Source organism: Janthinobacterium sp. GW823-FHT01H08, from assembly GCF_058797855.1.
Window position 1 is genome coordinate 5229685 of record NZ_CM179504.1, and the last position, 26369, is coordinate 5256053.

Consider the following 26369-nt stretch of genomic DNA (forward strand, 5'->3'; position numbering starts at 1 on the left):
CGCTTGACTGGCATCAAGCGGCGCAGGGCACGCCGGCTTCAGGCCAGCGACAGCTTTCGCGCCAGGGCGGCGCCGGCCGATGCGGCCACGCCGGGCGTGCCGTGCAGCTTGAAGATGCTGACGGCGTCGGCCAGGCTGGCCGCCTGCTGCTGCAGCGCGTCCGCCGCGGCGGCGGCCTGCTCCACCAGGGCCGCGTTCTGCTGCGTCACGCCATCCATCTGGCTGATGGCGATGCTGATCTGCTCGATGCCGTCGCGCTGTTCCACGCTGGCCACGGCGATCTCGCCGATGATGGCGTTGACGCGCTGCACGCTGCTCACCACCTCATCCATTGTGCGCCCGGCCTGGCCGGCCAGCACGCTGCCCTCTTCCACCGTGCGCACGGATTCGCCGATCAGCTGCTTGATTTCCATGGCCGCCGCGGCCGAGCGGTGCGCCAGGCTGCGCACTTCGCTGGCCACGACGGCGAAGCCGCGTCCCTGCTCGCCCGCGCGCGCCGCTTCCACCGCCGCATTCAGGGCCAGGATATTCGTCTGGAAGGCGATGCCGTCGATGACGGCGATGATGTCGACGATGCGCTTCGAGGAGGCATTGATATGGTTCATGGTCTGCACCACCTGCGCCACGGCCGCGCCGCCGCGCTGCGCCACGTCGGACGCGCCGCCGGCCAGCTGGCGCGCCTGGTCGGCGTTGTCGTTATTCTGCCGCACGGTGGTGGTCAGCTCGATCATCGAGGCGGCCGTTTCTTCCAGCGAACTGGCTTGTTCTTCCGTGCGCGACGACAGGTCCATATTGCCGCTGGCAATTTCACCGGACGCCAGGGCGATGGCGTCCGTGCCGACGCGTACCCTGCCGACGATGGCGGCCAGGTTGCCGCTCATCGCTTTCAGCGCACGCAGCAGGTCACCGATTTCATCGCGGCTGCCGCCGGCCACCACGGCGCGCAGGTCGCCGGCGGCCACTTGCTGGGCGATGCCGACGGCCGCACCCAGCGGCACCGTGATGCTGCGGATCAGCCACCACACGGTAACGCTGCCGACGACCAGCGTCACCAGCACGGTGACGAGCATGGCGATGCTGGCGCTGCGGTGCGCGGCGTCATCCTGCTCCTTCATTTGCGCCATCAGGCCGTGCGACTGCTTGCCGATGGCCGCGACGATGGCGTCGATCTGCCGCGTCGGTTCGCGGTCCATGCCCTTGACCAGCGCATCGACCGTCTGGGCGCTGTCGGCGCGCGCGCCGTCAAATTTTTGCAGCGCCGCCAGGTAGCTCACGCCCAGCGCATCGTGCGCCTGCAGCGAACGCTCGACGGGCGCGGTATCGAGTTTCAATGCCTCCATCATGGCCTGCAGGCCTTTCAATTCCTTGCGCGTCTGCGCGCCGCTGGCGACGAACGCTTCGCGGTAGCGCTGGAAGGCGGCCGCGTCGCCGCCGCGCAGCAGGATGTTTTTCCATTCCTGCACCTGGATCTTGAATTCCACCTGCGCGCTGCGCGCCGCGTCGACGGCTTCCGTCAGTGCCACGGAGCGCTGCATGGCTTCGTTGCTGCGCGCGCTGGCCGCGTCGAGCGCGCTCCAGCCGCGTGCGCCGACGAACACCAGCGCAAGAAAGAAGAAGGCGCCCAGCAGACCCAGGCGGACGGAGATTTTCAGATTCGCGAGTTGCATATGTTTCTCCCGGCGGCAAGAACAGGATGGCAACAAAGGCGTCGCCAAATCTATCCAATTCCCACCAAACAGGGAAATCATGCGGCCCGCCCCGCGAAAAACCAAGCGGCGCTTTCGCTAGAGAAACACTTTCAACATAGAAACAACAAATTACACGGGAAGATTGACTGTCTGGCCATATTCCCGCCGACGCAGCATGGCCGGGCCGGCAATCTTGCCGGCCACGTCAGCGCGTTGCCGCCGCCGCCCCCGCGAATTCTTCGCGCAACAGCGGATACAAACGCCGGTAGCGCGCCAGACGTTCGTCCAGCACACCGGAGGCCTGCGGCGCCACCGTTTCCTGCACGGCCGGGCGCGTGCACACTTGCGCAGGCGGCAAGCCCGTCGCCGCCATCTGCGCCAGGCGCGCCGCGCCCAGGGTGCCGCCGGCCACGCCGTGATCGTGGCGCAGCACGTGCAAGCCCGAGGCATTTGCGCACAGCTGGGCCCAGAAGCGGCTGCGCGAGCCGCCGCCGACGAACGACACTTCCTTCAGATGCGTGCCGGCGCTGCGCAGGGCCGCATTGCCGTCGGCCATGGCAAAGGCCACGCCTTCCATCACGCTGTAGGCCAGTTCCGCGCGCCCGTGTTCCGTCGACAATCCGAAAAACACGCCGCGCGCGGAAGCGTCGTTGTGCGGCGTGCGCTCACCGCTCAAATACGGCAGGAAGACGGGGGCCGGGCGCGCCTCGACGTTTTCCGCCAGCGTCACCAATTCGCCGATGTCGTTCGACTGCGTCAGCCGCGCCACCCAGCTGAGGCTGGATGCGGCGCTGAGGATCACGCTCATCTGGTGCCAGCGCTCGGGCAGGCAATGGCAGAACGCGTGCACGCCCTGGCCCGGATTGGGCGCGAAGCCGTCGCTGCCGGCGAACAGCACGCCCGAAGTCCCCAGCGACAGCAGGCCGGCGCCCGGCTCCACCACGCCCAGGCCGACAGCCGCCGCGGCGTTGTCGCCCGCGCCGCCGGCCAGCACGACCGCGTGCGCAATGCCCCATTCCTGGCACAGCGAGGGCCGCACCTGCGCGGCGGCATGGCTGCCTTCGACCAGGCGCGGCATGTGCTCACGCGTGAGGCCCGTGGCGGCCAGCATGCGTTCGGACCAGTCGCGTTTGGCCACGTCCAGCCACAGTGTGCCGGAAGCGTCGGACATGTCGGACACATACTCGCCCGTCAGACGCAGGGCCACGTAATCCTTGGGCAGCAGGACCTTGGCCGTGGCGCGGAACAGCGATGGCTCGTACTTTTGCAGCCACAGCAGCTTGGGCGCCGTGAAACCGGGCATGGCCTGGTTGCCCGTGATGGCGCGCGACTCGGGCACCAGCGCCTCGAGTTCCACGCATTCGGCAAAGGCGCGCGTGTCGTTCCACAGCATGGCCGCGCGCAGCACGTGCTGCTGCTTGTCGAGCAGGGTGGCGCCATGCATCTGGCCCGACAGGGCGATGCCGCGCAAGCCGGAAAACGCCACCGGCTGCGCGGCGCGGATGGCGGCGATCACGTCCAGCGTGGCATGCCACCAGTCTTCGGGATTCTGCTCCGACCAGCCGGGATGGGGGCTGGAGACGCGCAGGGTCACGCCAGCGCTGGCAAGGATGGTCTGCGCGTCATCGGTGAGGATGGCCTTGACTTCGGAAGTGCCGATATCGATACCGAGATAAGTCATTTGATTCCAAAAGAAAGTTAAGAATGGCCGTCGCCGGACGGCTCGGGCATGTTCATCAGCAGGCAGGAGCGGAACTTGGACGGCGACATCTGCTTGTGCGCCAAAAACTGGCGGTTGAAATTGGAAAGGTTGTTGAAGCCCGTGCGGTAGCAGATATCGGTGACCTTCATGTCCGTGTTCATCAGCAGCTCGCAGGCCAGCGCGATGCGCTCCTGGTTCACGTATTGAATGAACGAGGTGCCCGTATGCTTGCGGAAGAAACGCGTGAATTTCAAGGTGTTCATCTCCGCCACGTCGGCCACGTCCTGCTCGCAAAAATCGAGCGTGATGTTCTGCTTGATGTAGGCGAGCACCAGGTTGATGGTCGACGACATGTAGCGGCCTGCCTGCGCCAGATAGGTCACGCTGGCCAGGGGCCGCCGCTCGCGGCACTCGCACAGCTCGCCGAACAAACGCGTAAACAGTTCGACCCGGCGCAAGCCCTGCGCCGTCGTCAATTCCTTCATCAGCGGCACCAGGCGCAGCCCCAGCGCATCGGGAAATTGCAAGCCCCTGGCGGCCTCGCCCAGCAGGCTTTTCAGGGGCGCCATTTCCGGGAACAGCAGCGCGCAACGTTCGATGAAATCGCTGGAAAACTGCAGCACCAAATCGCGCTCGGGCAGCACCACGCCTTCCGGCAGTTCGCTGACCCAGTTATGCGGCAGGTTCGGCCCTGTCAGGATCAGATTGCCCGCCCCGTAACTGCCGATATGGTCGCCGATAAAAAATTTGCCGTTCGATGTGATGATGAAGTGCAGTTCGTACTCGGGATGAAAATGCCATTTCGCCACGGTGTGCGGAAAGCCGTGCGCCCACGCGCGAAACGATTCGTGGATCGGTTTGTGGATCAGTTCCAGGTCAGGCGTCACGGCAGTTCCCTTGCGCGGTCTCGTTGCCAGCTATTCTAACCACTTACCTGAGTACCGACCGCCACGGCCATCCCGCTGTCGGCGTCGAACAGGTGCATGTGCTCCTCGTCGAAGGCCAGCGCCAGGGTCTGCCCCACCTGCGCCGCGCTGTTGGCCGCATTCGCCGGCAGCAGGGCCGACAGGCTCAAGGCGCCGCACTGAAAGCTGATCAGCGCTTCGGCCCCCAGCAGCTCGACCAGGTCGATCACGCACGCCAGGCCATGCGTGCCTGACGGCTCCCGCGTTTGTGCCTGCGCTTGCGCCGCGCGCAAGTGGTTCGGGCGCAGGCCGAAGACCACGCGCGCACCCGCCTGCAGCGCCGCGAAGCGGGGCGACGTCAATGGCCAGCGGTAGCCGGCGCACACGAGCAGCGTTTGCCCGCCGTCTTTTTCGACGATGCCGTCGATGAAGTTCATGGCCGGCGTGCCGATGAAGCCAGCCGCGAACAGGGTGCGCGGATGGTTGTACAGTTCCGCCGGCGTGCCGATCTGCTCGATATGCCCGCCCTTCATCAGCACCACCCGGTCGGCCAGAGTCATGGCCTCGAGCTGGTCGTGCGTGACGTACAGGGTGGTGGTGCGCAGGCGACGGTGCAATCGCTTGATGTCGGCGCGCAGCTGCGCGCGCAGCTTGGCGTCCAGGTTCGACAGCGGCTCGTCGAACAGGAACACCTGCGGCGTCTTGATCATGGCACGCGCGATGGCCGTGCGCTGCTGCTGCCCGCCCGACATGGCGCGCGGCTTGCGTTCCAGCAGGCTGTCCAGGCTGAGGATGGCCGCCACCTCGCGCACGCGGCGCTCGATCTCGTCGTTCGGCACCTTCAGGCGGCGCAGGCCGAAGGCGATATTGTCGTACACCGTCATGTGCGGATACAGCGCGTAGTTCTGGAACACCATCGCCACGTTGCGCGCGCGCGGCGGCAAATCGTTGACGATGGCCCCGCCGATCAACAGCTCGCCGCCGCTGATGTCTTCCAGGCCCGCGATCATGCGCAGCAGGGTCGACTTGCCGCAGCCCGAAGGCCCCAGCAGGACGATGAATTCGCCGTCGGCGATCTCCAGGTCGAACGGCTGCAGCACGGCCGTCTTCTGGTCATAGGTCTTGTGCAACTGCCTGCAGGCGATGTTTGCCATGATCACTCTCCTGCCAGTTCGATTTGTATCTTGACGTCGCGCGGATGGCCCTGGGCCGCTTCCTCGAACGCCTGCACGCCGTCGGCAAAGCCGAAGGTGCGGGAAATGAAGGGCTTCACGTCGATCTTGCCCGAGGCGAGCAAGGCGATCGCGCGCGGGAAGATGTTCGCGTAGCGGAACACCGACTCGATGCGCACTTCCTTGGCCTGGATGGCGACGATATCGAAAGGGACGTTCTCGGGCGGCATGCCTACCAGCACCAGGCAGCCGTTCGGGCACAGCAGGTCGACGATGTGGTCGTAGGCGCGCATGCTGCCGCTGGCCTCGAAGACGATGTCGGCGCCCCAGCCATCCGTCAGCTCGCGCACCGTGTCGGCCAGGCTGGCCTGGCGCACGTCGACCGTGGTCACGGCGGCGTTATCGGCGAACAGGGCCAGCTTTTCCGGCACCAGGTCGGCCAGGATCACGCGCGAGCAGCCGCCCGCCAGCGCGGCCAGCGCAGTCATCGCGCCGATGGTACCGGCGCCGATGACTACCGCCACGTCGCCCGGCTTGATGGCCGCCTTCTTGGCCGCCTGCAGGCCGATGGCCAGCGGCTCGACGATCGCGCCTTCGCCGAAGCTGACGTTGTCGGGCAGCCTGAAGGTGAACGCGGCCGGGTGCACGACGTACGGCGTGAGGCAACCGTGGATGGGCGGCGTGGCCCAGAAACGCACGGCCGGGTCGAGGTTGTACAGGCCGCGCATGGTGGCCGGCGAGTCGAACTGCGGCACGCCCGGCTCCATGCAGACGCGGTCGCCCGCTTTCAAATGCGTCACCTCCCCCCCTACTTCCGCCACCACGCCGGACGCTTCGTGGCCGAGCACCATCGGCGCTTCGACGGCGAAGGGGCCGATCTTGCCGTGCTTGAAGTAATGCACGTCGCTGCCGCAGATGCCGACAGTATGAATCTTGATCTTCACGTCGCGCGGGCCGACGACGAGCGGCATGTCGATGTCGCGCAAGGTGATTTTTTCCGCCTGTTCCAGTACGAGTGCTTGCATGATGAATTCCTTATTTATGTTTGAGCATGGAGTTGAGCAGCCGTCCCAGGATGCCGACGAACAGCAGCGGCGGCAGCGCCAGCAGCACGGTGGAAGCGTTCACCACGCCCCACGGCACTTCCTGGCCCATCGAGGTAAACGCCGACGCCACCACGGGCAGGGTCATGCTTTTCGACGAGGTGAGCGCCAGCGCGATCATCAGTTCATTCCAGACCAGCACGAAGCTGAAGACGATGCCGCCCATCAGGGTCTTCGACGCTACCGGCAAGGCCACGTGCCAGAACACCTGGTAGGGGCCATAGCCATCCAGCGCGGCCGCTTCCTCGATCTCCTTCGGGATGCGGGCAAAGGCGGGAATCGACAGCCAGATGATGGTCGACAGGGTCACCAGCAGATACGTCACCACCATCGACAGGCGCGAGTCGTACAGGCCCAGGTCGATCCAGATCGAGATCAGCGGAATGGCGACGGCCACGGGCGGCAAAAAGCGCAGGGAGAGCAGGAAGAACTGGATATCCTTCTTCGCCGGAATCGGATAGCGGGCGATCGCATACGCGGCCGGCACACCGAGCACGGCGCCCAGCAACACGGCCACGCCGACGATGGCCACGCTGTTGCCCAGTCCCGTGAGTACCTCGGGGCTGGCCAGCACCTGCTGGTAATTGGCCAGGGTCGGGCTGAAGAAAAAGCGCGGCACGGGCGTGACGATGTCCATCAGCTCCTTGAAGGAATTGAGCACGGCCCACAGGATGGGAAACAGCGCCACCAGGATAATCACGGTGGTGATGGCGGTGGTGGTGACGGCGCCAGCGCCGCGCGTCAGAGTCAGTTTTCCCATTTGGCGACCCGCTTCCAGAGTAAAGTGAAGATGACAGTCGTGGCCAGCATCATCAGCACGGCCATGCTGGACGCGTACGACACCTTGCCCATCAGGCCGATGCCTTGCGCATACGCGTACATATCCAGCGTTTCGGTGGAGATGCCGGGGCCGCCCTTGGTCATCACGTAGATCAGGTCGAACGAGCGCAGCGACTCGACCATCTTGATGAACACGAGGCTCATGATGGGCACCTTCAGCATCGGCAGCGCGATGTAGGCATACACCTGGAGCGTGCTGGCGTAATCGAGGCGCGCCGCTTCCAGCGGTTCGGCGGGCAGGGTTTCGAGCAGCTTCAGGATGACGGCGCCGAAGAACAGGCCCCACTGCCAGATATCGACCAGCGCCACCGCATACAGGGCCGTGGCGGGGTCGGACAGCAAGGCCGTGCCGCCCAGGCCCACGCATTCGAGCAGCCAGTTGAGGATGCCCATCAGCGGCGAGTACATGAACTTCCAGATGAAGGCGGCCGACACGCGCGGCAGCAGCACGGGCACGATCAGGAGCAGCGCGAGAAGATCGCGCGTGCGTCCCTTGACTTTCTCGAACAGGAACACGGCCAGCAGCACGCCGACGAGCAGCGAGCCGGCCACGGTGACCACTTCCCAGATGGCCGATACCTGCACGGCATTGAGGAAGCGGCGGTCGCCGAACAGGCGGATGAAATTGGCGAAGCCGACGTAGTCGCTGTCGCTGTAGCGCAGCACGCGGTTTTGCAGGGCCAGGTTGATGGCGGCGATGCTGGGCACCAGGCCCAGGATCAGCAGGACCAGCAGCGGCAGCGTCAGGAACACGGCCGGCAGCCAGGTGTGGCGTTTCTTGCGGATGGTATGCGGCATGGTCATGGCTTTCAAACGAGAACGGACAAGCGCTGGCGTTACCCCAAAAGCAAGAGCTGGGGTCAGACCCGTCGGGTCTGACCCCTGGTTTTAGCTGGTGGAGTCGTTGGCGATATGGGCTTATTTACGCTTGCTGGCCCGCTGCATCACTTCCGTCGCGTACTCGTTGGCCTCATCGAGCGCGCTCTGCACGTCGCCGCGCGTGCCCGTAAACACTTCTTCCAGCACGACGCCCAGGTTGTCGCCGATGTCCGGCCACTCGGGGCTGGGCCAGATGGTGACGCGCGAGACGGGCGTGGTGTCCGTCAGGCCCGCCTGGATCTGCGGCTTGACGTGCTTGCGGAAGTACTCGCTGGCGATGGTGCTGCTGCGGTTGTAGTCGCTGAAGACGTTGTCCTTCAGGCGCGCCTGTTCCTGCTCCTTGCCCGTGGCCCAGGCGATGAACTTGCCGGCCGCCTGGCGCGTGCATTCATCCTTCGCGCCCGTGGCGGAGATGGCCAGGCCGTGGCCATACGCGGCCGATGGCAGCGGCGATGGCGGGCGCACATAGCCCACCTTGTCGACCACCGAGGATTTTTTCGGGTCTTCCATCCAGTCGGCGAACGGCGTCGATTCGATCATGAAGGCCACCTTGCCCGACCTGAATGCTTCGAGCGCATTGCTCCAGTCGTAGGTGGCGCCGCCCGGCGGCGAATACTTGAACAGTTCGCGGTACAGGGTGGTGGCTTTCACGGCCTGCGGCGAATTGAAGGCCGGCACGCCATTGTTTTCCCACTTGCCGCCGGCAGCCAGCATGAACGGCGCCCAGCGCCACACATTCATGCCCGAGCCGCGCTGGCCCCGCGCCGCCCAGCCATACACGTTCGGCGGGTTGTTCAGTTTTTTCACGGCGGCGACCAGTTCGTCGAGCGTCTTCGGCACGGCGATGCCGGCCTTTTCCAGCAGGTCGCGGCGGTAGAACAGGAAGTCGCTGCCACCGATCAGGGGCGCGAAATACGCCACGCCCTTGTACGAGGCGACGGCGCGGCGGCCCGGCAGGAAGTCGTCGTAATCGGCATCCTTGGGCAGGTATTTGAGCAGGGGGACCACCCAGCCGGCCGTGGCAAATTCAGCCACGTTGGCTTCGTCGATATAATAGATCTGGTAGGAGCCGGCCTTGGTGGAAGCGTCGAGCCTGGCCTTGGAGCGGCGGTCGTTTTCGCCGAAATAGCTGATCTGCACCTTGGTGCCGTTTTTCTTTTCATACTCGGCCAGGGTCTTTTCCATCACGGTCAGGCCCAGGCTTTTTTGCGCCAGCACCTTGAGGACGGGCACCGAGCAGCTTTGCGCCAATGCCGCCGGCATCGACGCGCAGGCGGCGGACATGATGCCGCCCCATGCAATAGCAGTAACGATTTTCATCACGAGTCTCCAGTTTTTATAGTCCGGCGGTCTTCCACCGGTATGCCAACTATAAAAACAAAGACCGCGCGCCACCACTACAAAAGACGCGGCTTTCTAAATACTTTTTTTCACTTTTCCGATACGGATTTGCCGCGTCAATCCAAACGAAAATCGCGGCGGTAGACATTCGTATCCCTACCATCGGGCTGGCGGCGCGTAAAGCGCTCGAAGCGCAGTCCCAGCTTGTTGAGCAGATTGATCGACGCCTGGTTCTGCAGCGACGTGATGCCGTACAGGGTGGGCAGGCGCAGCACGTGCTGCGCATGCCGCACGATGGCCGCCGTCGCCTCCCAGGCGTAGCCCTGGCCCCAGTAGGCAGGACGCATGGCGTAGCCGATATCGGGGCCGGGCAGGCTGTCGCGGCGCACCAGGCCGGCCATGCCCACGGGCGCGCCATCGCTGCGGCGCTCGACGATGTACAGCGAATAGCCATGCTCGCGGAACTGCGCCATCGGTCCCGACTCCAGCGCGGCACGGGACGCTTCCAGCGTGTCGATGTTGCGCTGGCCGATGTTGGCGATCCACGACGGGTCGTTGACCAGCTCCATGTAGAAGGCCGCATCGTCCAGGGTGGCGGTGCGCAGACGCAGACGGGGCGTCTCGATGACGGTAATCGGCTCTGTCATGGCGCCGCTCATGCCGGCCACTGCATCGGGTCGGTCAGCAGCTGGTACATCACGTAGGCGTCGACATAGCCGAGCTGCGCGTGGCGGTAGGCCAGCGGCAGGGTGGCGACCACCGTGAAACCCAGCTTTTTCCACAGCGTGACGGCGGCCAGGTTGGTGCTGACGACGAAGTTGAACTGCATCGCCAGGTAGCCCGCGCGGCGCGCCTCTTCCATGCAGTGCACGCCCATCAGGCGGCCCACGCCCACGCCTTGCGCGGCGGGATCGACCATGAACGAGGCATTGGCCACGTGCGATCCATGGCCCGGCTGGTTCGCCACCAGCTTGTACATGCCCAGCAGGCGCTCGCTGCCCATCACGGCGACGAAGCTTTGCACGCCGGGACCGAACCAGTAGGCGTGGCACTCTTCGCGCGTGGTCCCGGCGGGGAAGGTATAAGTGTCGCCGCCGGCGACCAGGGTCTGGAAGATCGGCCACATGGCGTCGAAATCGCCTTCATTGGCCGGACGGATATCAATTTCTTTCAAGGCGGTGCTCCCGATAACAAGTGATGGCCGATTGTATCAGCGCCCCAGGCGGAAGTTCACACTCTCGGGCCGCCCCGGCAGATGCAGGCGCGATTGCGCGCGCGGCGCCTCGCTGACGACTTTCCCGCGGCGCAGCACCAGGCGGCGCGCCGCGCGCAGGCGCAGCGCTTCCACCGTGGAGCCGCAATCGAGGATCAGCAAGTCCGCATGGCAGCCGGGCGCGATGCCGTAGCCGTCCAGGCCCAGGATGCGCGCCGGCGTCTCGGTGACTGCCAGGAAGCACTCGTGCATCGCCTGCTGGCCCGTCATCTGCGCCACGTGCAAACCCATGTGCGCCACTTCCAGCATGTCGCCGGAACCGAGGCTGTACCACGGGTCCATCACGCAGTCGTGGCCGAAGGCGACGGGGATGCCGGCGGCCAGCATCTCGGGCACGCGCGTCATGCCGCGCCGCTTCGGATACGTGTCGTGACGCGCCTGCAGGGTGATGTTGATGAGGGGGTTGGCGATGGCAGCCACGCCCGCCTCGCGGATCAGGGGCAGCAGTTTGCTCACATAATAATTGTCCATCGAATGCATCGACGTCAGGTGCGAGCCCGTCACCCTGCCCTGCAGCCCCAAGCGCTGGCTGTGGAAGGCCAGGGTTTCGATGTGGCGCGACAGCGGGTCGTCCGATTCGTCGCAATGCATGTCGACCATCAGGCCCCGCTCGCAGGCAAATTCGCACAGCAGGCGCACGGATTCCGCGCCGTCGGCCATGGTGCGCTCGAAATGCGGGATGCCGCCCACCACGTCGACGCCCATGGCGATCGCGCGTTTTAAATTATCGAAGGCGCCGGGACTGCGCAGGATGCCGTCCTGCGGAAAGGCCACCAGCTGCAAATCGAGATACGGCGCCACTTGCCGCTTGACGTCGAGCAGCGCTTCGACGGCCAGCAGGCGCGGGTCGCAGATATCCACGTGCGAGCGGATCGCCAGCAGGCCGCGCGCCACGGCCCAGTCGCAATACTGCAGGGCGCGTTCGACCAGCGCGTCCTGCGTCAGTTGCGGCTTCAGCTCGCCCCACAGGGCGATGCCTTCGAGCAGGGTGCCGGAGGCGTTGACGCGCGGCAGGCCATAGCTGAGCGTGGCGTCCATGTGGAAGTGGGCGTCGACGAAGGGCGGCGTGACGAGGTCGCCGGCGGCGTCGATCTCTTGCACGCCCGTCACGGGCAAGGCGGGGCCGACGGCGGCGATGCGGCCGCCCTCGATGGCGATATCGATGGCGCGGCGCCCGTCGGGCAGGCTGGCATTGCGGATGACTAGGTCCATGCGGACACTCCTTCGGTTGACGACTGTGTCTGGTGTTTCAGTGAATGATCATTTTATATATTCCCCGTGGATGTTGCAGTGCAAGAAACCAGCCACTGGCAAAAGCGTAGCCATAGATTCCTTGGCAACGCTTTGCGCGCGCGCAAACTTCCCGCAAATGCGGCCAGGCGCATGAATAGCGCAAACAGACGGCGCACGCCCTTGAGAAAATAACTTTCAACTAACTCGAATCACCGCTAGAATATTCATATTGCGTTGCATCATAAAAAGTCTATGATCAGCTATTCAGCACGCTACCCACTTTACAAAACGCGGCCAACTCTGGTTTTCGGGATTTTGCAGAGCGTTTTGCCAGCATTTTAATCCGTACAAAGGAGTAAATATGTTTCCGCTTCCTGAACAATTTTCCAGCGCCGCCAAGTCGCAACTGGAAAGCCAGCTGCAAATCTTCAGCCTTCTGACCAGCAAAGTCTTTGAAAGCGCCGAAAAAATCATCGCCCTGAACCTGAACGCCGGCAAGGCCGCCATCTCGCAGACGGCGGAAACGGCGCAGCACCTGCTCGTTACGCAGGACCCGCGCGACTTCTTCAGCTACAGCACCAGCCAGGCGCAGCCAAGCATCGAGAGCGTGCTGGCCTACAGCCGCCAGCTGTTCGGCATCGCCTCGGGCACGCAGGCGGAATTGCTGGCCTCGGCCAAGGCCCGCCTCGATGCGGCCGCGCCAGCCGCAGCAACGGTCCCGGCTCCTGCCGCAGCCAAACCTGTCCTGGCCGTCGCGGCGCCCGCGCCCGCTGCCGCGCCTGCCGCCGCGCCTGCCGCTGCGCCTGCACCAGCACCGGCCGCGGCGCCTTCCCCCGTTGCCGCCAAGCCTGCTGAAGTAGCCAAACCTGCCGCCGCCCCGGCAGCCAAACCGGAAGCAGCGCCTGCCAAGGCGGCCGAGAAGGTTGCCGACAAGCCTGCCGCCAAAGCGGTGGAAGCCAAGCCGGCGGCCAAACCGGCAGCCAAGCCTGAAGCAGCCAAGCACGCAGCGGCACCCTCCGCCGCACCAGCGAAAGCCGCCGCGCCAGCCCCCGCCAAGCCAGCCGCGAAGTCATTTCCTTCGAGCAAACCCGCCGCCAAGCCGGCCAGCACCGCCGGCAAGACCGTGGCCAAGGCCGCCGTGCAGCACGCCGCTGCGCCAGCGGCCAAGCCGGCAGCCAAGGCAGCGCCCAAGGGCACGCCATCGAAACAGCTCGACATGCTGGGCGGCGGCAAAGGCAGCGGCCGCAAGTAAGCCGCGCGCACGGCACTGACGCAGCAAAACAACGGGCTACGGCCCGTTTTTTGCGTGCTCGTCCACAGCGCGCTTTTCCGCCTTGTTGTATCCTACGCGTACTTTCCGTCCGCGTGCCCGTCCTTCCGCCCCGCGACACCCCATTACTCAAAACAAAAGGTAACCATGAGTTTATCGAGGCTCATCGCCGGCTTCGTGCGTCAGCATTGGCCGGCGTATGCCGCCGCCGCCGTCATGCTGACAGGCGTGGCAACACTGACCGTCTGGATCCCGCGCCGCGTGGGCGCCATCATCGACGCGCTGGCCGCACACCGCATGACGGCCGCCGAACTGTGGCTTGAGCTGCTGACTCTGCTCGCCGTCGGCGTCGTCATCTACTTCCTGCGCGTGGGCTGGCGCATCACCCTGTTCAAGGCCGCCTACCAGCTGGGCGTGATGCTGCGCACGCGCTTCTACACGCGCATGTCGCAGCAGGGCGCGTCGTTCTACCAGAACCAGCGCACGGGCGACCTGATGGCGCTGGCGACGAACGATATCGACGCCATCGAAATGGCCGCCGGCGAAGCCATGCTGGCCGGTTTCGACGGCACTTTGACCCTGCTGATGGTGCTCGGCATCATGCTGCTGGGCGTGGACTGGCGCCTGGCCTGCATCGCCCTCTTGCCCTTCCCGCTGATGGGACTGGCCTTCTGGCGCATTTCAAGCCATATCCATACGGCGTCGACGGATTCGCTGCAACGCTTTTCCGCGCTGAACGACCATGTGCAAGAGTCCTTGTCGGGCGTGCGCACCCTGCGCGCGCTGGGCCTGGAAGAGCGCAGCAGCAAGCAGTTCTCCACCCTGGCCGGCCATGCGGCCAACGCCAGCCTGACGGCGCAGCGCTGGGAAGCGGCGTACGAGCCGGCCGTCGGCCTGACCCTGACGGCGGCCACGGCGCTGACCCTGGGCCTGGGCGGCTACCTCGTGTGGCAAGACCAGCTGACCATCGGCGCGCTGACGAGCTTTTCCATGTACCTGGGCCAGCTGATCTGGCCCATGTTCGCCGCCGGCTGGGTACTGTCATTGATCGAACGGGGCCGCGCCGCCTGGCAGCGCCTGCAGCCGATGCTCGACGCGCCGCTGGCCATCGACGACCATGGCAGCATCGCCACGCTGACGCCCGGCCCCCTGCAATTGCAGGACGTCGGCTTTGCGTATGCGGGCCAGACGGCGCCGGCCCTGTCCGGCATTTCGCTGCGCTTGCAGCCGGGCCAGACCCTGGGCCTGGTCGGCCCGACGGGCAGCGGCAAGTCGACCCTGCTGCGCGTGCTGCTGCGCCAGGTCACGCCGCAATCGGGCACGGCCACGTGGAATGGGCACGCGCTGGACGCCTACACCTTGCACGCGTTGCGCGCGGCGATCAGCTGGGTGCCGCAGGAGTCCTTTTTATTCTCCGCCACCATCGCCGACAATATCGCGCTGGCCCGCCCCGGCGCCACGCGCGAGGAAGTGGAGCGGGCGGCGCAGCTGGCCGACATCCACGCGGACATTTTGCAGTTCCCCGAAGGCTATGCCACCCATGTGGGCGAAAAGGGCATCACCCTGTCCGGCGGCCAGCGCCAGCGCGTGGCGATTGCCCGCGCCCTGCTGGCCGACAACGGCTTGCTGCTGCTCGACGATGCGCTGTCCGCCGTCGACACGGGCACGGAAACGCGCATCCTGCAGCACCTGGAGGAATTGCGCCGCAAGCGCCCCGAGCGCAGCGCCATCATCGCCAGCCACCGCCTGAGCGCCGTCGTCAACGCGGACCTGATCCTCGTGCTGCGCGATGGCCACGTGACGGAAACGGGCAACCACGACGCGCTGATGCAGCGCGACGGCTGGTACGCCAGCCAGTGGCGCTATCAACAACTGGAGGCCAGCCTCGATGCCATCTAAGAACGACCAAGCCACCACCGCCACGCCATCCGTGCGCCGCCAGGCCGCGCAAGCCGTCGGCCTGCTGCGCCGCGCCGCCGCGCCGGACCTGCGCCATTTGTACTGGGCCACGTTCTGGCTGATCCTCGCCGCCGCCCTCGAAGTCACGGGTCCCATTTTAGGCAAGGCCCTGATCGACCAGCATCTGCTGCCGCGCCACCTGGACTGGACGCGCATGTCGCTGCTGCTGGGCGGCTGCCTGCTGACGGGCTGGGTCGCTTCCGGCCTGCGCTATTTGCAGCTGGTGCGCCTGTCCGGCCTGGCCATGCGCTCGGTGCAGCGCCTGCGCGAAACCGTCTACCAGCACGTGCTGCGCCTGCCGATGAGTTTTTTCGACCGCGCCATCACGGGCCAGCTGGTCAGCCGCGTCACCAACGACACGGAAGCGGTGAAATCGCTGTACGTGCAGGTGCTGTTCGTCATCCTCGACAGCTCCATCGTCCTGGTCGGCACCATGGCCGCCATGGCCTTCCTCGACTGGCGCTTGATGCTGATCGTGCTGGCCCTGCTGCCGGCCGTGCTGCTCATCGTCTTTTTGTACCAGCGCTGGAGCGCGCCGGCCGTCACGCGCGCGCGCGCCCTGCGCAGCGAGATCAACGGCCAGATCGCCGAATCGATCGGCGGCATGAGCGTGCTGCAGGCGAATAACGCGGAAAAGCGCTTCGGCGCGCGCTTCACGGGCATCAACCAGGACCACTACACGGCGCGCATGCAGGAATTGCGCGCCAACGCCTGGCTGCTGCGCCCCGCGCTCGACATGCTCAACATCGTGCTGCTGGCCGTCGTCATCTTCAGCTTCGGCCGCCGCGACATGGGTGCCGTGGAAGTGGGCGTGCTGTATGCATTCATCAGCTACATCGCGCGCGTGATCGAACCGCTGATCCAGATCACCATGCAGTTCAGCCAGCTGCAGCAGTCGGTGGTGGCCACGGCGCGCGTCTCGGCCCTGCTCGACGAAGCGCAGGCGCTGGAACACGCACAGGGAAGGGAGACACCGGCCCTGCGGCAGGCGAAAACGGGCAGCGACGTGCCCGCCGTCGACATCGCCCGCCTGACCTTCGCCTACGTGGAAAACCAGCCCGTGCTGCACGACCTGTCGCTGCAGATCCCGCAAGGCGCGTTCTTCGGCATCGTCGGCCACACGGGCAGCGGCAAGTCGACCCTGCTCTCCTTGCTGCTGCGCTTCTACCCCGTCACGCAGGGCAGCATCGCCATCAATGGCGTCGCCCTCGACAGCATCGACAACGAGCACTTCCGCGCCGACGTGGGCCTGGTGCCGCAAGACCCCTTCCTGCTGGCCGCCTCGGCACGCGAAAACATCGACATGGGCCGCGGCTACACGCAGCAGCAGATCGAGACGGCCGCGCGCGCCGCGCATGCGCACGACTTCATCGCGGCGCTGGAACACGGCTACGACACGCCGCTGGGCGAAGGCGGCTCGCGCCTGTCGTCGGGGCAGAAGCAGCTGATCGCGATTGCCCGCGCGCTGGCCGGCCAGCCGCGCATTTTGCTGCTCGACGAAGCGACGTCGCGCATCGATAGCCAGACGGAGCAGATCGTGCAGACGGCCCTCAACGAGTTGCGCGGCAAGGTCACCATCATCGCCATCGCCCACCGCCTGTCGACCATCCGCGAAGCGGACCGTATCATCGTGCTCAACCATGGCCGCATCACGGAAGCGGGACCGCACGAGGAACTGATGCAGATCGAAGGCGGCCTGTACCAGCGCCTCTACCTGCTGCAGCAACTGGCAATTTGATAGCCATGGGGCGCCGTTGCATGGCGCCACTTTTTTTCTGTACGGCATTAAAAATGCCGTACAGACGGGAGTATATTCATCTGGCGGGCAGCGCCAACGGCCCCAACCACACTTCCGGGGGATACCATGCGCAGCAAACTGTCGATCAGGAATATCTTTGCCGCCATTTTTCTGCTCAGCCTGGCGCTCTCCGTCATCAGCCTGTGGGCGCTGTTCCGCGTGGCGGGCAAGCAGGCCGAGGCGAACCGCGTCACTGAAACGCGCTACCAGTCCTACCTGCTGGCCGACGAACTGCGGCAAAGCTCGGACGACCTGACCCGGCTGGCCCGCACCTACGTCGTCACCGGCGACGCCAGGTACGAACAGCAATACCTGGACATCCTCGACATCCGCAATGGCAAGAAGCCGCGCCCCGCCCATTACGAGCGCATCTACTGGGACTTCGTGGCGGCAGGCGTGCCCGTGCCCGCATCGACGGGGCCCGCCGTGCCGCTGGCAGAACTGATGCGCAAGGCCGGCTTCAGCGAGCAGGAATTCGCCAAGCTGCGCGAAGCGCAAGCCAATTCGGACGGCCTGGTCAAGACCGAGGTGATCGCCATGAACGCCGTCAAGGGCCGCTTCGACGACGGCAGCGGCAACTTCACCAAAACCGGGCCGCCGGACCTGGAAATGGCCCGCGCCATCATGCACGATGCCCAATACCACAGCAACAAGGCGAAGATCATGCAGCCGGTGAATGAATTCCTCACCCTGCTCGACCAGCGCACGAGCGCGGCCGTGCAGACGGCGATGAGCGGCACTATGGCGGCCTATTCCGTGACGGTCGGCGTGCTGCTGGTATCCGTCATGGTCTCGCTGCTGTGCCTGTTCCTCGTGTACCGCCACATCAAGCGCAGCCTGGACCAGGCGATCGCCACGGCGCAGCTGATCGCCGGCGGCGACCTGAGCATCGACGCCGTCATCGAACGAGCCGATGAAATCGGCGTGCTGCTGCATGCGATGAACACCATTAACGCCAACCTGACGGGGCTGATCGGCGACATCCGCAGCGGCACCGGCGAAATGTCGGTGGCCACGCACGAAATCGCGCTGGGCAATGCGGACCTGTCCGCGCGCACGGAAGCGCAAGCCAGTTCCCTCGAAGAGACGGCCAGCTCGATGGAAACGCTGACGGCGACGGTGCGGCAAAACGCCAGCAACGCCGGCGAGGCGAACCAGCTGGCCGCCAGCGCCTCGGCCGTCGCCGTGCAGGGCGGCGCCGTCGTCGCCCAAGTGGTCAGCACGATGGGCGCGATCAAGGAAAGCTCGAGCCAGATCGCCGACATCATCGGCGTTATCGACGGCATCGCCTTCCAGACCAACATCCTGGCCCTGAACGCGGCCGTCGAGGCGGCGCGGGCAGGCGAACAGGGACGCGGCTTCGCCGTCGTCGCCGGCGAGGTGCGCAGCCTGGCCCACCGCAGCGCTGCCGCCGCCCAGGAAATCAAGACCTTGATCGGCGCCTCCGTGGAACGGGTCGACGCCGGCAGCAAGCTCGTCGACGAGGCGGGACGCACCATGGCGCTGGTGGTGGAATCGATCCAGAAGGTGGCCGCCATCATGAGCGAAATCACCAGCGCCAGCCACGAGCAAAGCGCGGGAATCAGCGAGGTCAACCAGGCGGTCACGCAGATGGACAACATCACGCAACAGAACGCCGCCCTGGTCGAGCAGGCGGCCGCCGCGGCCGAAAGCCTGCAGGAACAGGCACAAGCCCTGATCGCGGCCGTCGCCATCTTCCGCCTGAAAGGCAGCCCGCCGGCCACGGCCGCCCTGCCCCTGCGCTGACGTGCGGCCAAAGTGTGCACTTTCGCAAATTTCCGCGCACTGCATGATATTTCTGGATTGCAACAGAATATAATCTGTTACAGACAGGTGGTCATTGCGGGAGCGGGACGTTGGCAGGCAGACAGAGACGGGCATCATGGCGAAAGGCGCATTGGCTGCTGGTATTGGCCTGCTTGCTGCCGCCTGCCGCACACGCCCAGGTCAGCGACCTTGAGCAGTATCTTGCCGCCGTGCGCGACGACGGCCGCTACGTGCCCGCGCGCGCGCTGCAACGGCTGCAGGAAGTCGAAACGCAGGCGCGCAGCGCTCCCCTGCCCGTGCGCGCGGAATTCCTTACCCAACTGAGCAACGCCCGCATGCGCCTGGGGCAGAACGACATCGCCATGCAGCTGGCCGAGGAACTGATTGCCTACGCCCGCATGAACAAGAGCGACGTGGCGCTGGCAAAAGGCATACTCAACAAGGCCTACATCACGTTTGCCCGCAACGAGCGCCGCGCCTCGCACCTGCTGGCCTTTGAGGCGGAAAAGATTGCCAATGGCACGGACGACTTGCCCGTGCGCGTGCAAGCGACCATCAGCGCGGGCCAGTCGTGGGCCGAGGAAGGCAATTTTCCGTTTGCGCTGGCCAAGCTGCAGGCAGCCGTCGACCTGGCGCGCCAGAGCAAATCCCCGTCCAGCCTGGCCGCCGCCCTGAATGCCCTCACCCTGCTGTACACGCAGATGCGCGAATACGACAAGGGCTTCGAAGTGCTCGACGAATTGCTGGCAGTCTCCGCGAGACTGGCGTCACCGGGCCGCATGGCGCAGGCAAAGAATACGGAATACGGGCTGGCGCTCGACGCGCAGCAGCCGCAGCGGGGCCAGCGCGCACTGCTGGCGGCCCTGGCGCTGGAACGCCAGCTGGGCGCGCGCGGCATGGTGGCCGTCACCCTCGTCAACCTGTCGGACAGCTACCTCAAGGAAGGCGACTACGCGCGCGCCTTGCGCTATGCAAATGAAGCGATCACGGCGGCGGACCTCGTCAACGATGAACAGGTGGAGGCGACGGCGCGGCTGAACATCGGCCAGGCGCTGATCGGCCAGGGACGGCTGCAGGAAGGCAAGCAAAGCGTGGCCACGGGCCTGGCCTACTACGAACGCACGGCCAACCAGCCGGAAATGCAGGCCGTGCTGCTGGAATACGGCATGGCGCTGGAAAAGGCGGGCGACCTGCGCGGCGCCGTCACCGCGTACCACCGCGAGCGCGGCATTTCCAACCAGCTGTTCGAAAAGCAGCGGCAAAAGGCCGTGTATGAACTGCAAGAAAAGTATGAGGCGGAAAAGAAACAGCGCCAGATCGAGCTGCTGAGCCGCGAAAATCAGCTCAAGAGCACCGAAATCGACAACCGCCGTCTGCAGCAGCGCGTGTGGTGGCTGCTGGCGCTGGTACTGGCCATGGCGTCCGCCATCGTTGGCTTGCTGTACCGCAAGGTGCGCCATGCGAACGTGCAGCTGAAGGTGAAAAACCAGGAACTCAAGCGCCAGAGTTCGCGCGACCCGCTGACGGCCCTGTACAACCGCCGCCATTTCCAGGAATTCATGCGCAGCCATGCGGGCAAGCCGCAGCCCGCCTATGCCGGCGACGATGTCGTGGGCGCGCTGTTCCTGCTCGACGTCGACCACTTCAAGCACATCAACGACGCTTACGGCCATGCGGCGGGCGACCTGGTGCTGACGACGATCGCCGAAACCCTGCACGACGTGTTGCGCGAAACGGACATGATCGTGCGCTGGGGCGGCGAGGAATTCCTTGCCTTCCTGCCGGCCGTCGCGCGCGACGGGCTCGACGAGATCGCGCGGCGCATCCTCAACGGCATGGCGGCGCAACGCATCGACTACCAGGGCCAGACCATCGAAGTGCACGTGTCCGTGGGCTTTGCGCCCTATCCGCTGGCGCCGCTGGGACGGCCGCTCACGTGGGAACGCAGCGTCAACCTGATCGACATGGCGCTGTACCTGGCCAAGGCGCACGGGCGCAACCGGGCGTATGGCTTGCGCGGTTTTCATCATGTGGAAAGAACGACCCTGGAAGTGGTGGAGCAAGACCTGGAACGCGCGTGGCGCGACGGCTTTGTCGATTTGAGCGTGGTACTGGGGGGGACGGACGAGGCGGACAGGCCGGAGACGGCTGGAACGCAGACGTTGACGCCAGGCGGCCAAGGGGGCGATGGCGTCGCCGCAGCTGCCGTCACCTGACGACAGCTGCGGGAACCGGGCCGGCGTTAGCTGGTCCTGGCGCGGTGATGACGGTGATTACTTGTGCGCGGCGTCCTGCATCTTTTCACCGGCTTTTTCCACTTTCTTGCCGACGGCATCGGCCGCTTCGCTCATTTTCTTGTCGGCGTCAGCGGCGACCTGGTCCATCTTGGCGCCCGTATCGGAAGCGGCCTGGCTCACGGCGGCGTCAGCTTTGGTTGCTGCGGCCTTGATGTCGGCTTCAGCCTTGGCAGCGGCCGCATCGATCTTCTGGCCAGCTTGTTCCGCAGGACCGGCGGCGACATCGCTCTTCTTCTGGCAGGCAGCCAGGGCCACAACCATCATGCCGGCGGCGCACACGGTCATCCAATTTTTGCTTACTTTCATGGTATTCCCTTTCATTGTTATCAAAAGACACAGATCAGTTCGCAATATACACCTGCCTAAAATTTTCTAGCGTGCGCTAACGCACATAAAAACAGGCTTTTGTAGCGTAGTTGTAAGCAATGGTATCTTGATATCTTTTTGGCATGCGTTCAGTGTGCCGCGGGGGCCGGCCGATAGCCATCCGTCAAGGTATGCAGGAAGGCGATCACGTCGGCGATCTGCGCTTCGTTCAGGGCCGGCGCCTGGCCCGGCAGCCGGTCGAACGGCGCTTCCACGTTGACGTTCGCCTCGAGCCCCGGCGGCAAATCGTCGTATTTGCGCACCTTGCCGTTTCGCTCTGCCGGATACCATTTTTGCGGCGCCGTATCGCGCTGCACGTAAAAGCGCAGCACCTGCTCCAGACTGTCAAAACTGCCGTTGTGGAAAAATACCTTGCGCAGGGCGACATTGCGCAGGGACGGCGTCTTGAAGCTGCCGCAGTACTCCTTGTGCTCCATCAAGTCGGTGCGGTCCGGGCCGCACAAGCCCATGTCGAAGAACGCCGGGTCCGCATTGACGGGCAGCTTGCCATTGCGCGGCACGCCGATATTGATCAAGCCGTAATCGGTAAATTGGGGAAAGGCGCCGCCGGAAGTGATCTGGCTGATGTGGCAGGACGCGCAATTGCCCTTGCGCTCATCGTTGAACAGGGCCAGGCCGCGCGCTTCCTGCGGACTCAAAACGGCCTGCTTGCGCAAGACGGCGTCGTACTTGCTCGTGTACGGATAGAAATCTAGCGGGCTTTCCTGGAACACTTCCAGCGACATCAGCGCCCAGCGCAAGGCCTGGCCCGGCTGCTCGAAAATATCGGCGCCATACGTCTGGCGAAATTGCGCCGCCAGGGGGCCAGCGCGCAATTTGGCGACGACGGCGGCCGCGTCGCGGTTGCCCATCTCGCGTTGGGAGAGCAACGGCGCCAGCGCCTGCTCATGGCCGGACTGGGCGCGGCCATCCCAGTTGCGCCCGCCCGTGGGGCCCGCATCGACGCTGTCGTCGCCATCGTCGTCGTGATAGTGCTCGGTAAAGGCCGGTGCGGTCTGCAGGTAACGCAGCGAGGGCGCCGCGCGCGTGCCCGCATCCTTCAGCTCCGGGCCGCCCAGCTGCACCGCCAGCCCGTTCGGCGGCCCATACGCGTGCTCGGGACTGTGGCAGCTGGCGCACGACATCTTCCCCGACACGGACAGGCTGGGCTCGAAAAACATGGCGCGGCCCATGGCCGTCATCTGGGCCACGGAAGGCTGGCGTGGCAGGGTGGGCGCGTAGGCGCCCGCCAGATAGGCGGGCTTGGCCGCGGCTTCCTTTTGCGCTGCCGGATGGCAGGCGGCCAGCAGGCAGGCGGCTACAAAGGCGAGCAGCAGTGAGGGCTTCGTTTTCATCATGGGCTGGCAGCGTAGCAACGGTATGTGACCGCTGCGTGACAAGTCCCTGCAAAACGTAATGTATCAAGTCCGTACATTACGTCATGTAACAGACGCTGACATGTCACGCAGCTGACATATTGCCTGCCTAGCATGCGACGTTTTCCACCCAGAAGGCATGAACAATGAAACCGTACGCTCGCCCTGTCTTACGTCCCCTGCCAATCTTGCTGTCGCTGGGCCTGGCCGCCTGCGGCAGCAATTATGCGATCACGCCCAGCACCACGGGCCAGGTGATCGGCAGCTACTATGAAAACGCCCAGGTATGCCTGGAAAGCGGCACCGCCAAGCTGACCTGCGACAGCGCTTCGACTCCCGTGCGCACGGCCGCCGACGGCAGCTACACGCTCGACGGCCAGGGCGCCGTGCTGGTGACCGTCGGCACGGACGCCATCCGCCATGAAGCCATCGGCGACAGCGGCAGCAAGGTGACGCAAAAACTGCTGCTGCGCGCCCCCGCCGGCCACAGCGCCTTCGTCAGCGCCCTGTCGACGGAACTGGCGCAAGTCATGGACGGCAATGGCGGCGACTTTGCGGCCGCCAGCAGCAAGCTGGCCGCGCGCATCGGCGTGTCCGAAGCGGGCCTGGCGTCCGACTTCAACAAGGCCAGCGGCGACGAGCTGGCGAAACTGAAGGCGGAAAACGCCAGCGTGACGGCCTTGATCGCCAGCGCCAGCGCGCAGGCGGCACCGGCCGACGCGCTGGCCGCCCTGAACGGCGCCCTGGCGCTGAACAATATCCAGACCATCGTCGTCATCTACGCGGAAAACCGCGGCTTCGACAATCTGTACGGCCTGTTCCCGGGCGCGAACGGCGTGCCGGGCGTCAATCCCACGTCGACTTCCGCCTACGTGCCGCAGAAAGACTATGACGGCAGCACCCTGCCCGTGCTGCCGCCCACCTGGGGCGGCATGACGGCGGCCGGCCAGAGCACCGTCATCACGCAGGCGCAATCGGCCAACCTGCCGAACAAGCCGTTCCAGATCGACGATGCCGGCAGCCCCCTGTACCTGCCGCAATCGGTGATCACGCGCGACCTCGTGCACCGTTTCTATAACAACCAGATGCAGATCAACGGCGGCGCCAACGACAAATTCGCGGCCTATTCCGACGCGGGCGGCCTGTCGATGGGCTATTACGACGGCAGCAAGATGCAGCTGTGGGACATCGCCAAACAATATGCGCTGGCCGACAACCTGTTCATCGGCGCGTTTGGCGGCTCCTTCCTCACGCACCAGTATCTGATCTGCGCCTGCGCGCCCACGTATCCGAACGCCGACACCTCGGTGGCCAAGGGCTCGATCGCGAAGATCGACGTCGACGCCAACGGCAACTTCGTGCGCCTGACGCCGTCCGCCACGGCGCCGACCACGGTCCTGAACGGCGCGCCCGCCTACGCCAACGACGGCGCGCTGACGCCGGCAGACGGCACGGGCATGTTCTACGCCGTCAACACCATGCAGCCGCCGTTCCAGCCCAGCAGCAACGCCCCGGCATCGGCCGACAGCAGCAAGCTGTATGCGGACACGGGCAAGGCCAACACGCTGCCGCCGCAGACGCAGACGAATATCGGCGACTTGCTCTCAGGCAAAAATATCGACTGGGCCTGGTATGCGGGCGCCTGGAAGGACACGACGGCCCTGGCCACAGCCAGCGCGCGCGCCGGCAGCTTCCCGAATCCGCCGAACTTCCAGTTCCACCACCAGCCGTTTAACTATTTTGCCAACATGGATCCCGTGAAGGCGCCCGCCTACCGGGCCGCCCACCTGCGCGATTTCGATAGCCAGTTCCTGGCCGACGCGGGCGCCGGCAAGCTGCCGCCCGTGACCTTTTACAAGCCGCAGGGCAATTTGAACCAGCATGCTGGCTACGCCAGCGTGGCCGACGGCGACGCGCACATCGCCAGCGTCATCGCCCAGCTGAAGAAGAGTCCGCAGTGGAAGAACATGCTGGTCATCGTCACCTACGATGAAAACGGCGGCTTCTATGATCACGCCGCGCCGCCGAAGGGCGACCGCTGGGGCCCGGGCACGCGCGTACCGGCCATCCTCGTCTCGCCGTACGTGAAAAAGGGACTAGTTGACCATACGCAATACGATTCGGCTTCGATCCTGCGCGCCATCACGCACCGCTTCGCCCTGCCCGTGCTCGACGGCTTGAACACGCGCGACAAGGCGCTGGTGGCCAACGGCGGCAAGCCGATGGGCGACTTCAGCGCCGCGCTGGCGCTGGTGCCGCAAGAGTAGGGCTGAGTAGGTGTACCCGCCCGGCGTGGCCGCGGCGGGCGTTTTAGTTGTTGGCGCTACTGGCCCGGGGATGCATCGAGCAGCGAGCGTTCGAGCAATTGCGACAAGGCCGCGCGCAGCGCCTGCGTGCGCGCCGCCAGCTCGGGCCGCTTGTAGCGCTCGGCGGCGATCAGGCTGTTTTCCAGGCAGACGCGGTCGCCCTTGGCCAGGCAGGCGTCGGCCAGGTCGAGCTGGGCGCTGGCTTGCGCCACTTTCACTTTGGCGTCGAGTTCCAGGGTGTCTGGATCGTCGCCCCAGCGCTTCACATAAGCGGCCAGGCGCGTGGCGGCCAGCTCCGGCTTGCCCGCGTCGAGGGCCTGCTGGACGCTGCCTTGCAACGCCGTCCACGCCTGCGCCCGCTGCTGTTGCCTGTCGCAAGTAGCGGCGGACTTGCTGATATTCGCCTGCAAGCGCTTGATCTGCGCGGCGGGCGCCTTGGCGCTTTTCAGCACGGCCAGCGCGCTGCGCGCCCCATCCAGGTCGCACTGCGCCGCCAGCGCGGTGGCGGCCTCGACCTGTTCCGCCACGCTGGCCGGCTTGTCGGCCGGCTTGTTATAAAACCAGATACCGGTCAGCACCACGGCCGCCGCGATCCACGTACGCAAGCGCACGGGCGGGCGCGGCGGCGGCACCGAGCCCCTGCCGGCAGGCTTGGCGGGCGGCGCCTTGGCCGGTGCGGCAGCCGGCGGCGGGGCCGGCTGGGGAGCGGAAGCTGGCTGAGGGGCGGGTTGCGGCGGGGGTTGCGGCGCGGGTTGCGGCGTGGAAATCGGCGGGGCGACGGGCACCGGCGGCGGCATGCGCGGCACCGGCGGCGGCGCCACTACCTTCTCCAGAACAGGTGCTTGCGCCACCTGGCGCGCGCCGCAAAACGGACAATGCGCCACGCGCAGCGGCAAGGTCCGGCCGCAGGCGGCGTTGATGCAAACGTCATTCACTGTTTCAAGCACATTCCAACCTTTTCCTGGAGTCATTCCACTGCGTTCTGCCGCAATATTACCTTACGCGGCCAAGGCAACGGCGCACCGGCCCCGTGTTCCCTTGCCTTGATACCAATCAAAAAGCCTCCACCGCCG

At 65.5% G+C, this 26369-nt stretch carries 20 protein-coding genes; 6 read left to right on the forward strand and 14 right to left on the reverse strand.

Going from position 1 to position 26369, the window contains the following annotated elements:
* Nucleotides 1-38: 38 nt before the first annotated feature.
* The 11 genes from AC3RCG_RS23465 to AC3RCG_RS23515 form a co-directional block, all read right to left on the reverse strand.
* The gene (locus AC3RCG_RS23465) at nt 39-1667 is read right to left on the reverse strand and encodes a methyl-accepting chemotaxis protein (RefSeq protein WP_492401855.1); all 1629 of its coding nucleotides are present in this window, start codon (nt 1665-1667) and stop codon (nt 39-41) included.
* Between the two features lie 226 nt (nt 1668-1893).
* Nucleotides 1894-3369 (reverse strand): xylulokinase, encoded by a 1476-nt coding sequence (xylB, locus tag AC3RCG_RS23470; protein WP_492401854.1) that lies wholly within the window; start codon nt 3367-3369, stop codon nt 1894-1896.
* 17 nt (nt 3370-3386) lie between these two features.
* Nucleotides 3387-4277 (reverse strand): AraC family transcriptional regulator, encoded by an 891-nt coding sequence (locus AC3RCG_RS23475; protein ID WP_070289188.1) that lies wholly within the window; start codon nt 4275-4277, stop codon nt 3387-3389.
* Between the two features lie 35 nt (nt 4278-4312).
* Complete coding sequence (locus AC3RCG_RS23480) at nt 4313-5449, reverse strand: ABC transporter ATP-binding protein (RefSeq protein ID WP_492401852.1); 1137 nt, start codon at nt 5447-5449, stop codon at nt 4313-4315.
* Nucleotides 5450-5451: 2 nt separating this feature from the next.
* On the reverse strand, nt 5452-6492 hold the full coding sequence (locus AC3RCG_RS23485) for an NAD(P)-dependent alcohol dehydrogenase (protein ID WP_492401851.1): 1041 nt from the start codon (nt 6490-6492) through the stop codon (nt 5452-5454).
* A 10-nt stretch (nt 6493-6502) separates the two neighbouring features.
* Nucleotides 6503-7330 carry a carbohydrate ABC transporter permease gene (locus tag AC3RCG_RS23490; protein WP_070221883.1) on the reverse strand — a complete coding sequence of 276 codons (828 nt, stop codon included), beginning with the start codon at nt 7328-7330 and terminating at the stop codon, nt 6503-6505.
* Complete coding sequence (locus AC3RCG_RS23495; RefSeq protein ID WP_492402063.1) at nt 7318-8208, reverse strand: carbohydrate ABC transporter permease; 891 nt, start codon at nt 8206-8208, stop codon at nt 7318-7320. The genes AC3RCG_RS23490 and AC3RCG_RS23495 overlap by 13 nt, the downstream gene beginning before the upstream one ends.
* A gap of 120 nt (nt 8209-8328) precedes the next feature.
* Nucleotides 8329-9573: an ABC transporter substrate-binding protein gene (locus AC3RCG_RS23500; RefSeq protein ID WP_492402062.1), complete on the reverse strand. Its 1245-nt coding sequence runs from the start codon at nt 9571-9573 to the stop codon at nt 8329-8331.
* A 173-nt stretch (nt 9574-9746) separates the two neighbouring features.
* Nucleotides 9747-10277 carry a GNAT family N-acetyltransferase gene (locus tag AC3RCG_RS23505; protein WP_492401850.1) on the reverse strand — a complete coding sequence of 177 codons (531 nt, stop codon included), beginning with the start codon at nt 10275-10277 and terminating at the stop codon, nt 9747-9749.
* Nucleotides 10278-10285: 8 nt separating this feature from the next.
* Nucleotides 10286-10804, reverse strand: coding sequence for a GNAT family N-acetyltransferase (locus AC3RCG_RS23510; RefSeq protein WP_070221881.1), 519 nt, complete (start codon nt 10802-10804; stop codon nt 10286-10288).
* Nucleotides 10805-10840: 36 nt separating this feature from the next.
* A complete protein-coding gene (locus tag AC3RCG_RS23515) occupies nt 10841-12115 on the reverse strand; it encodes an amidohydrolase family protein (RefSeq protein WP_409027957.1) in 1275 nt (424 codons plus the stop codon).
* Nucleotides 12116-12497: 382 nt separating this feature from the next.
* Here AC3RCG_RS23515 and phaP point away from each other — a divergent pair, with 382 nt between their 5' ends.
* The 5 genes from phaP (at nt 12498) to AC3RCG_RS23540 (ending at nt 21167) form a co-directional block, all read left to right on the forward strand.
* Complete coding sequence (gene phaP, locus AC3RCG_RS23520; protein ID WP_492401847.1) at nt 12498-13388, forward strand: TIGR01841 family phasin; 891 nt, start codon at nt 12498-12500, stop codon at nt 13386-13388.
* Nucleotides 13389-13553: 165 nt separating this feature from the next.
* Nucleotides 13554-15305: an ABC transporter ATP-binding protein gene (locus AC3RCG_RS23525; protein ID WP_070218015.1), complete on the forward strand. Its 1752-nt coding sequence runs from the start codon at nt 13554-13556 to the stop codon at nt 15303-15305.
* Complete coding sequence (locus AC3RCG_RS23530) at nt 15295-17103, forward strand: ABC transporter ATP-binding protein (RefSeq protein WP_492401846.1); 1809 nt, start codon at nt 15295-15297, stop codon at nt 17101-17103. Before AC3RCG_RS23525 ends, AC3RCG_RS23530 begins: the two co-directional genes overlap by 11 nt.
* A 126-nt stretch (nt 17104-17229) precedes the next feature.
* A complete protein-coding gene (locus AC3RCG_RS23535) occupies nt 17230-18930 on the forward strand; it encodes a methyl-accepting chemotaxis protein (protein WP_492401845.1) in 1701 nt (566 codons plus the stop codon).
* A gap of 383 nt (nt 18931-19313) precedes the next feature.
* On the forward strand, nt 19314-21167 hold the full coding sequence (locus tag AC3RCG_RS23540; protein WP_070312841.1) for a tetratricopeptide repeat-containing diguanylate cyclase: 1854 nt from the start codon (nt 19314-19316) through the stop codon (nt 21165-21167).
* Between the two features lie 57 nt (nt 21168-21224).
* Here the strand turns inward: AC3RCG_RS23540 and AC3RCG_RS23545 are convergent, their stop codons facing one another.
* Entirely contained in the window at nt 21225-21554 is a 330-nt protein-coding gene (locus tag AC3RCG_RS23545; RefSeq protein ID WP_070312834.1) for a hypothetical protein, read from the reverse strand.
* 149 nt (nt 21555-21703) lie between these two features.
* Entirely contained in the window at nt 21704-22972 is a 1269-nt protein-coding gene (locus tag AC3RCG_RS23550) for a cytochrome-c peroxidase (RefSeq protein WP_492401843.1), read from the reverse strand.
* 164 nt (nt 22973-23136) lie between these two features.
* Between AC3RCG_RS23550 and acpA the strand changes: the two genes are divergently transcribed.
* Entirely contained in the window at nt 23137-25257 is a 2121-nt protein-coding gene (acpA, locus tag AC3RCG_RS23555; protein WP_070289180.1) for an acid phosphatase, read from the forward strand.
* 56 nt (nt 25258-25313) lie between these two features.
* Here acpA and AC3RCG_RS23560 read toward each other — a convergent pair whose 3' ends face one another.
* The gene (locus AC3RCG_RS23560) at nt 25314-26231 is read right to left on the reverse strand and encodes a hypothetical protein (protein ID WP_492401842.1); all 918 of its coding nucleotides are present in this window, start codon (nt 26229-26231) and stop codon (nt 25314-25316) included.
* Nucleotides 26232-26369 lie beyond the last annotated feature (138 nt).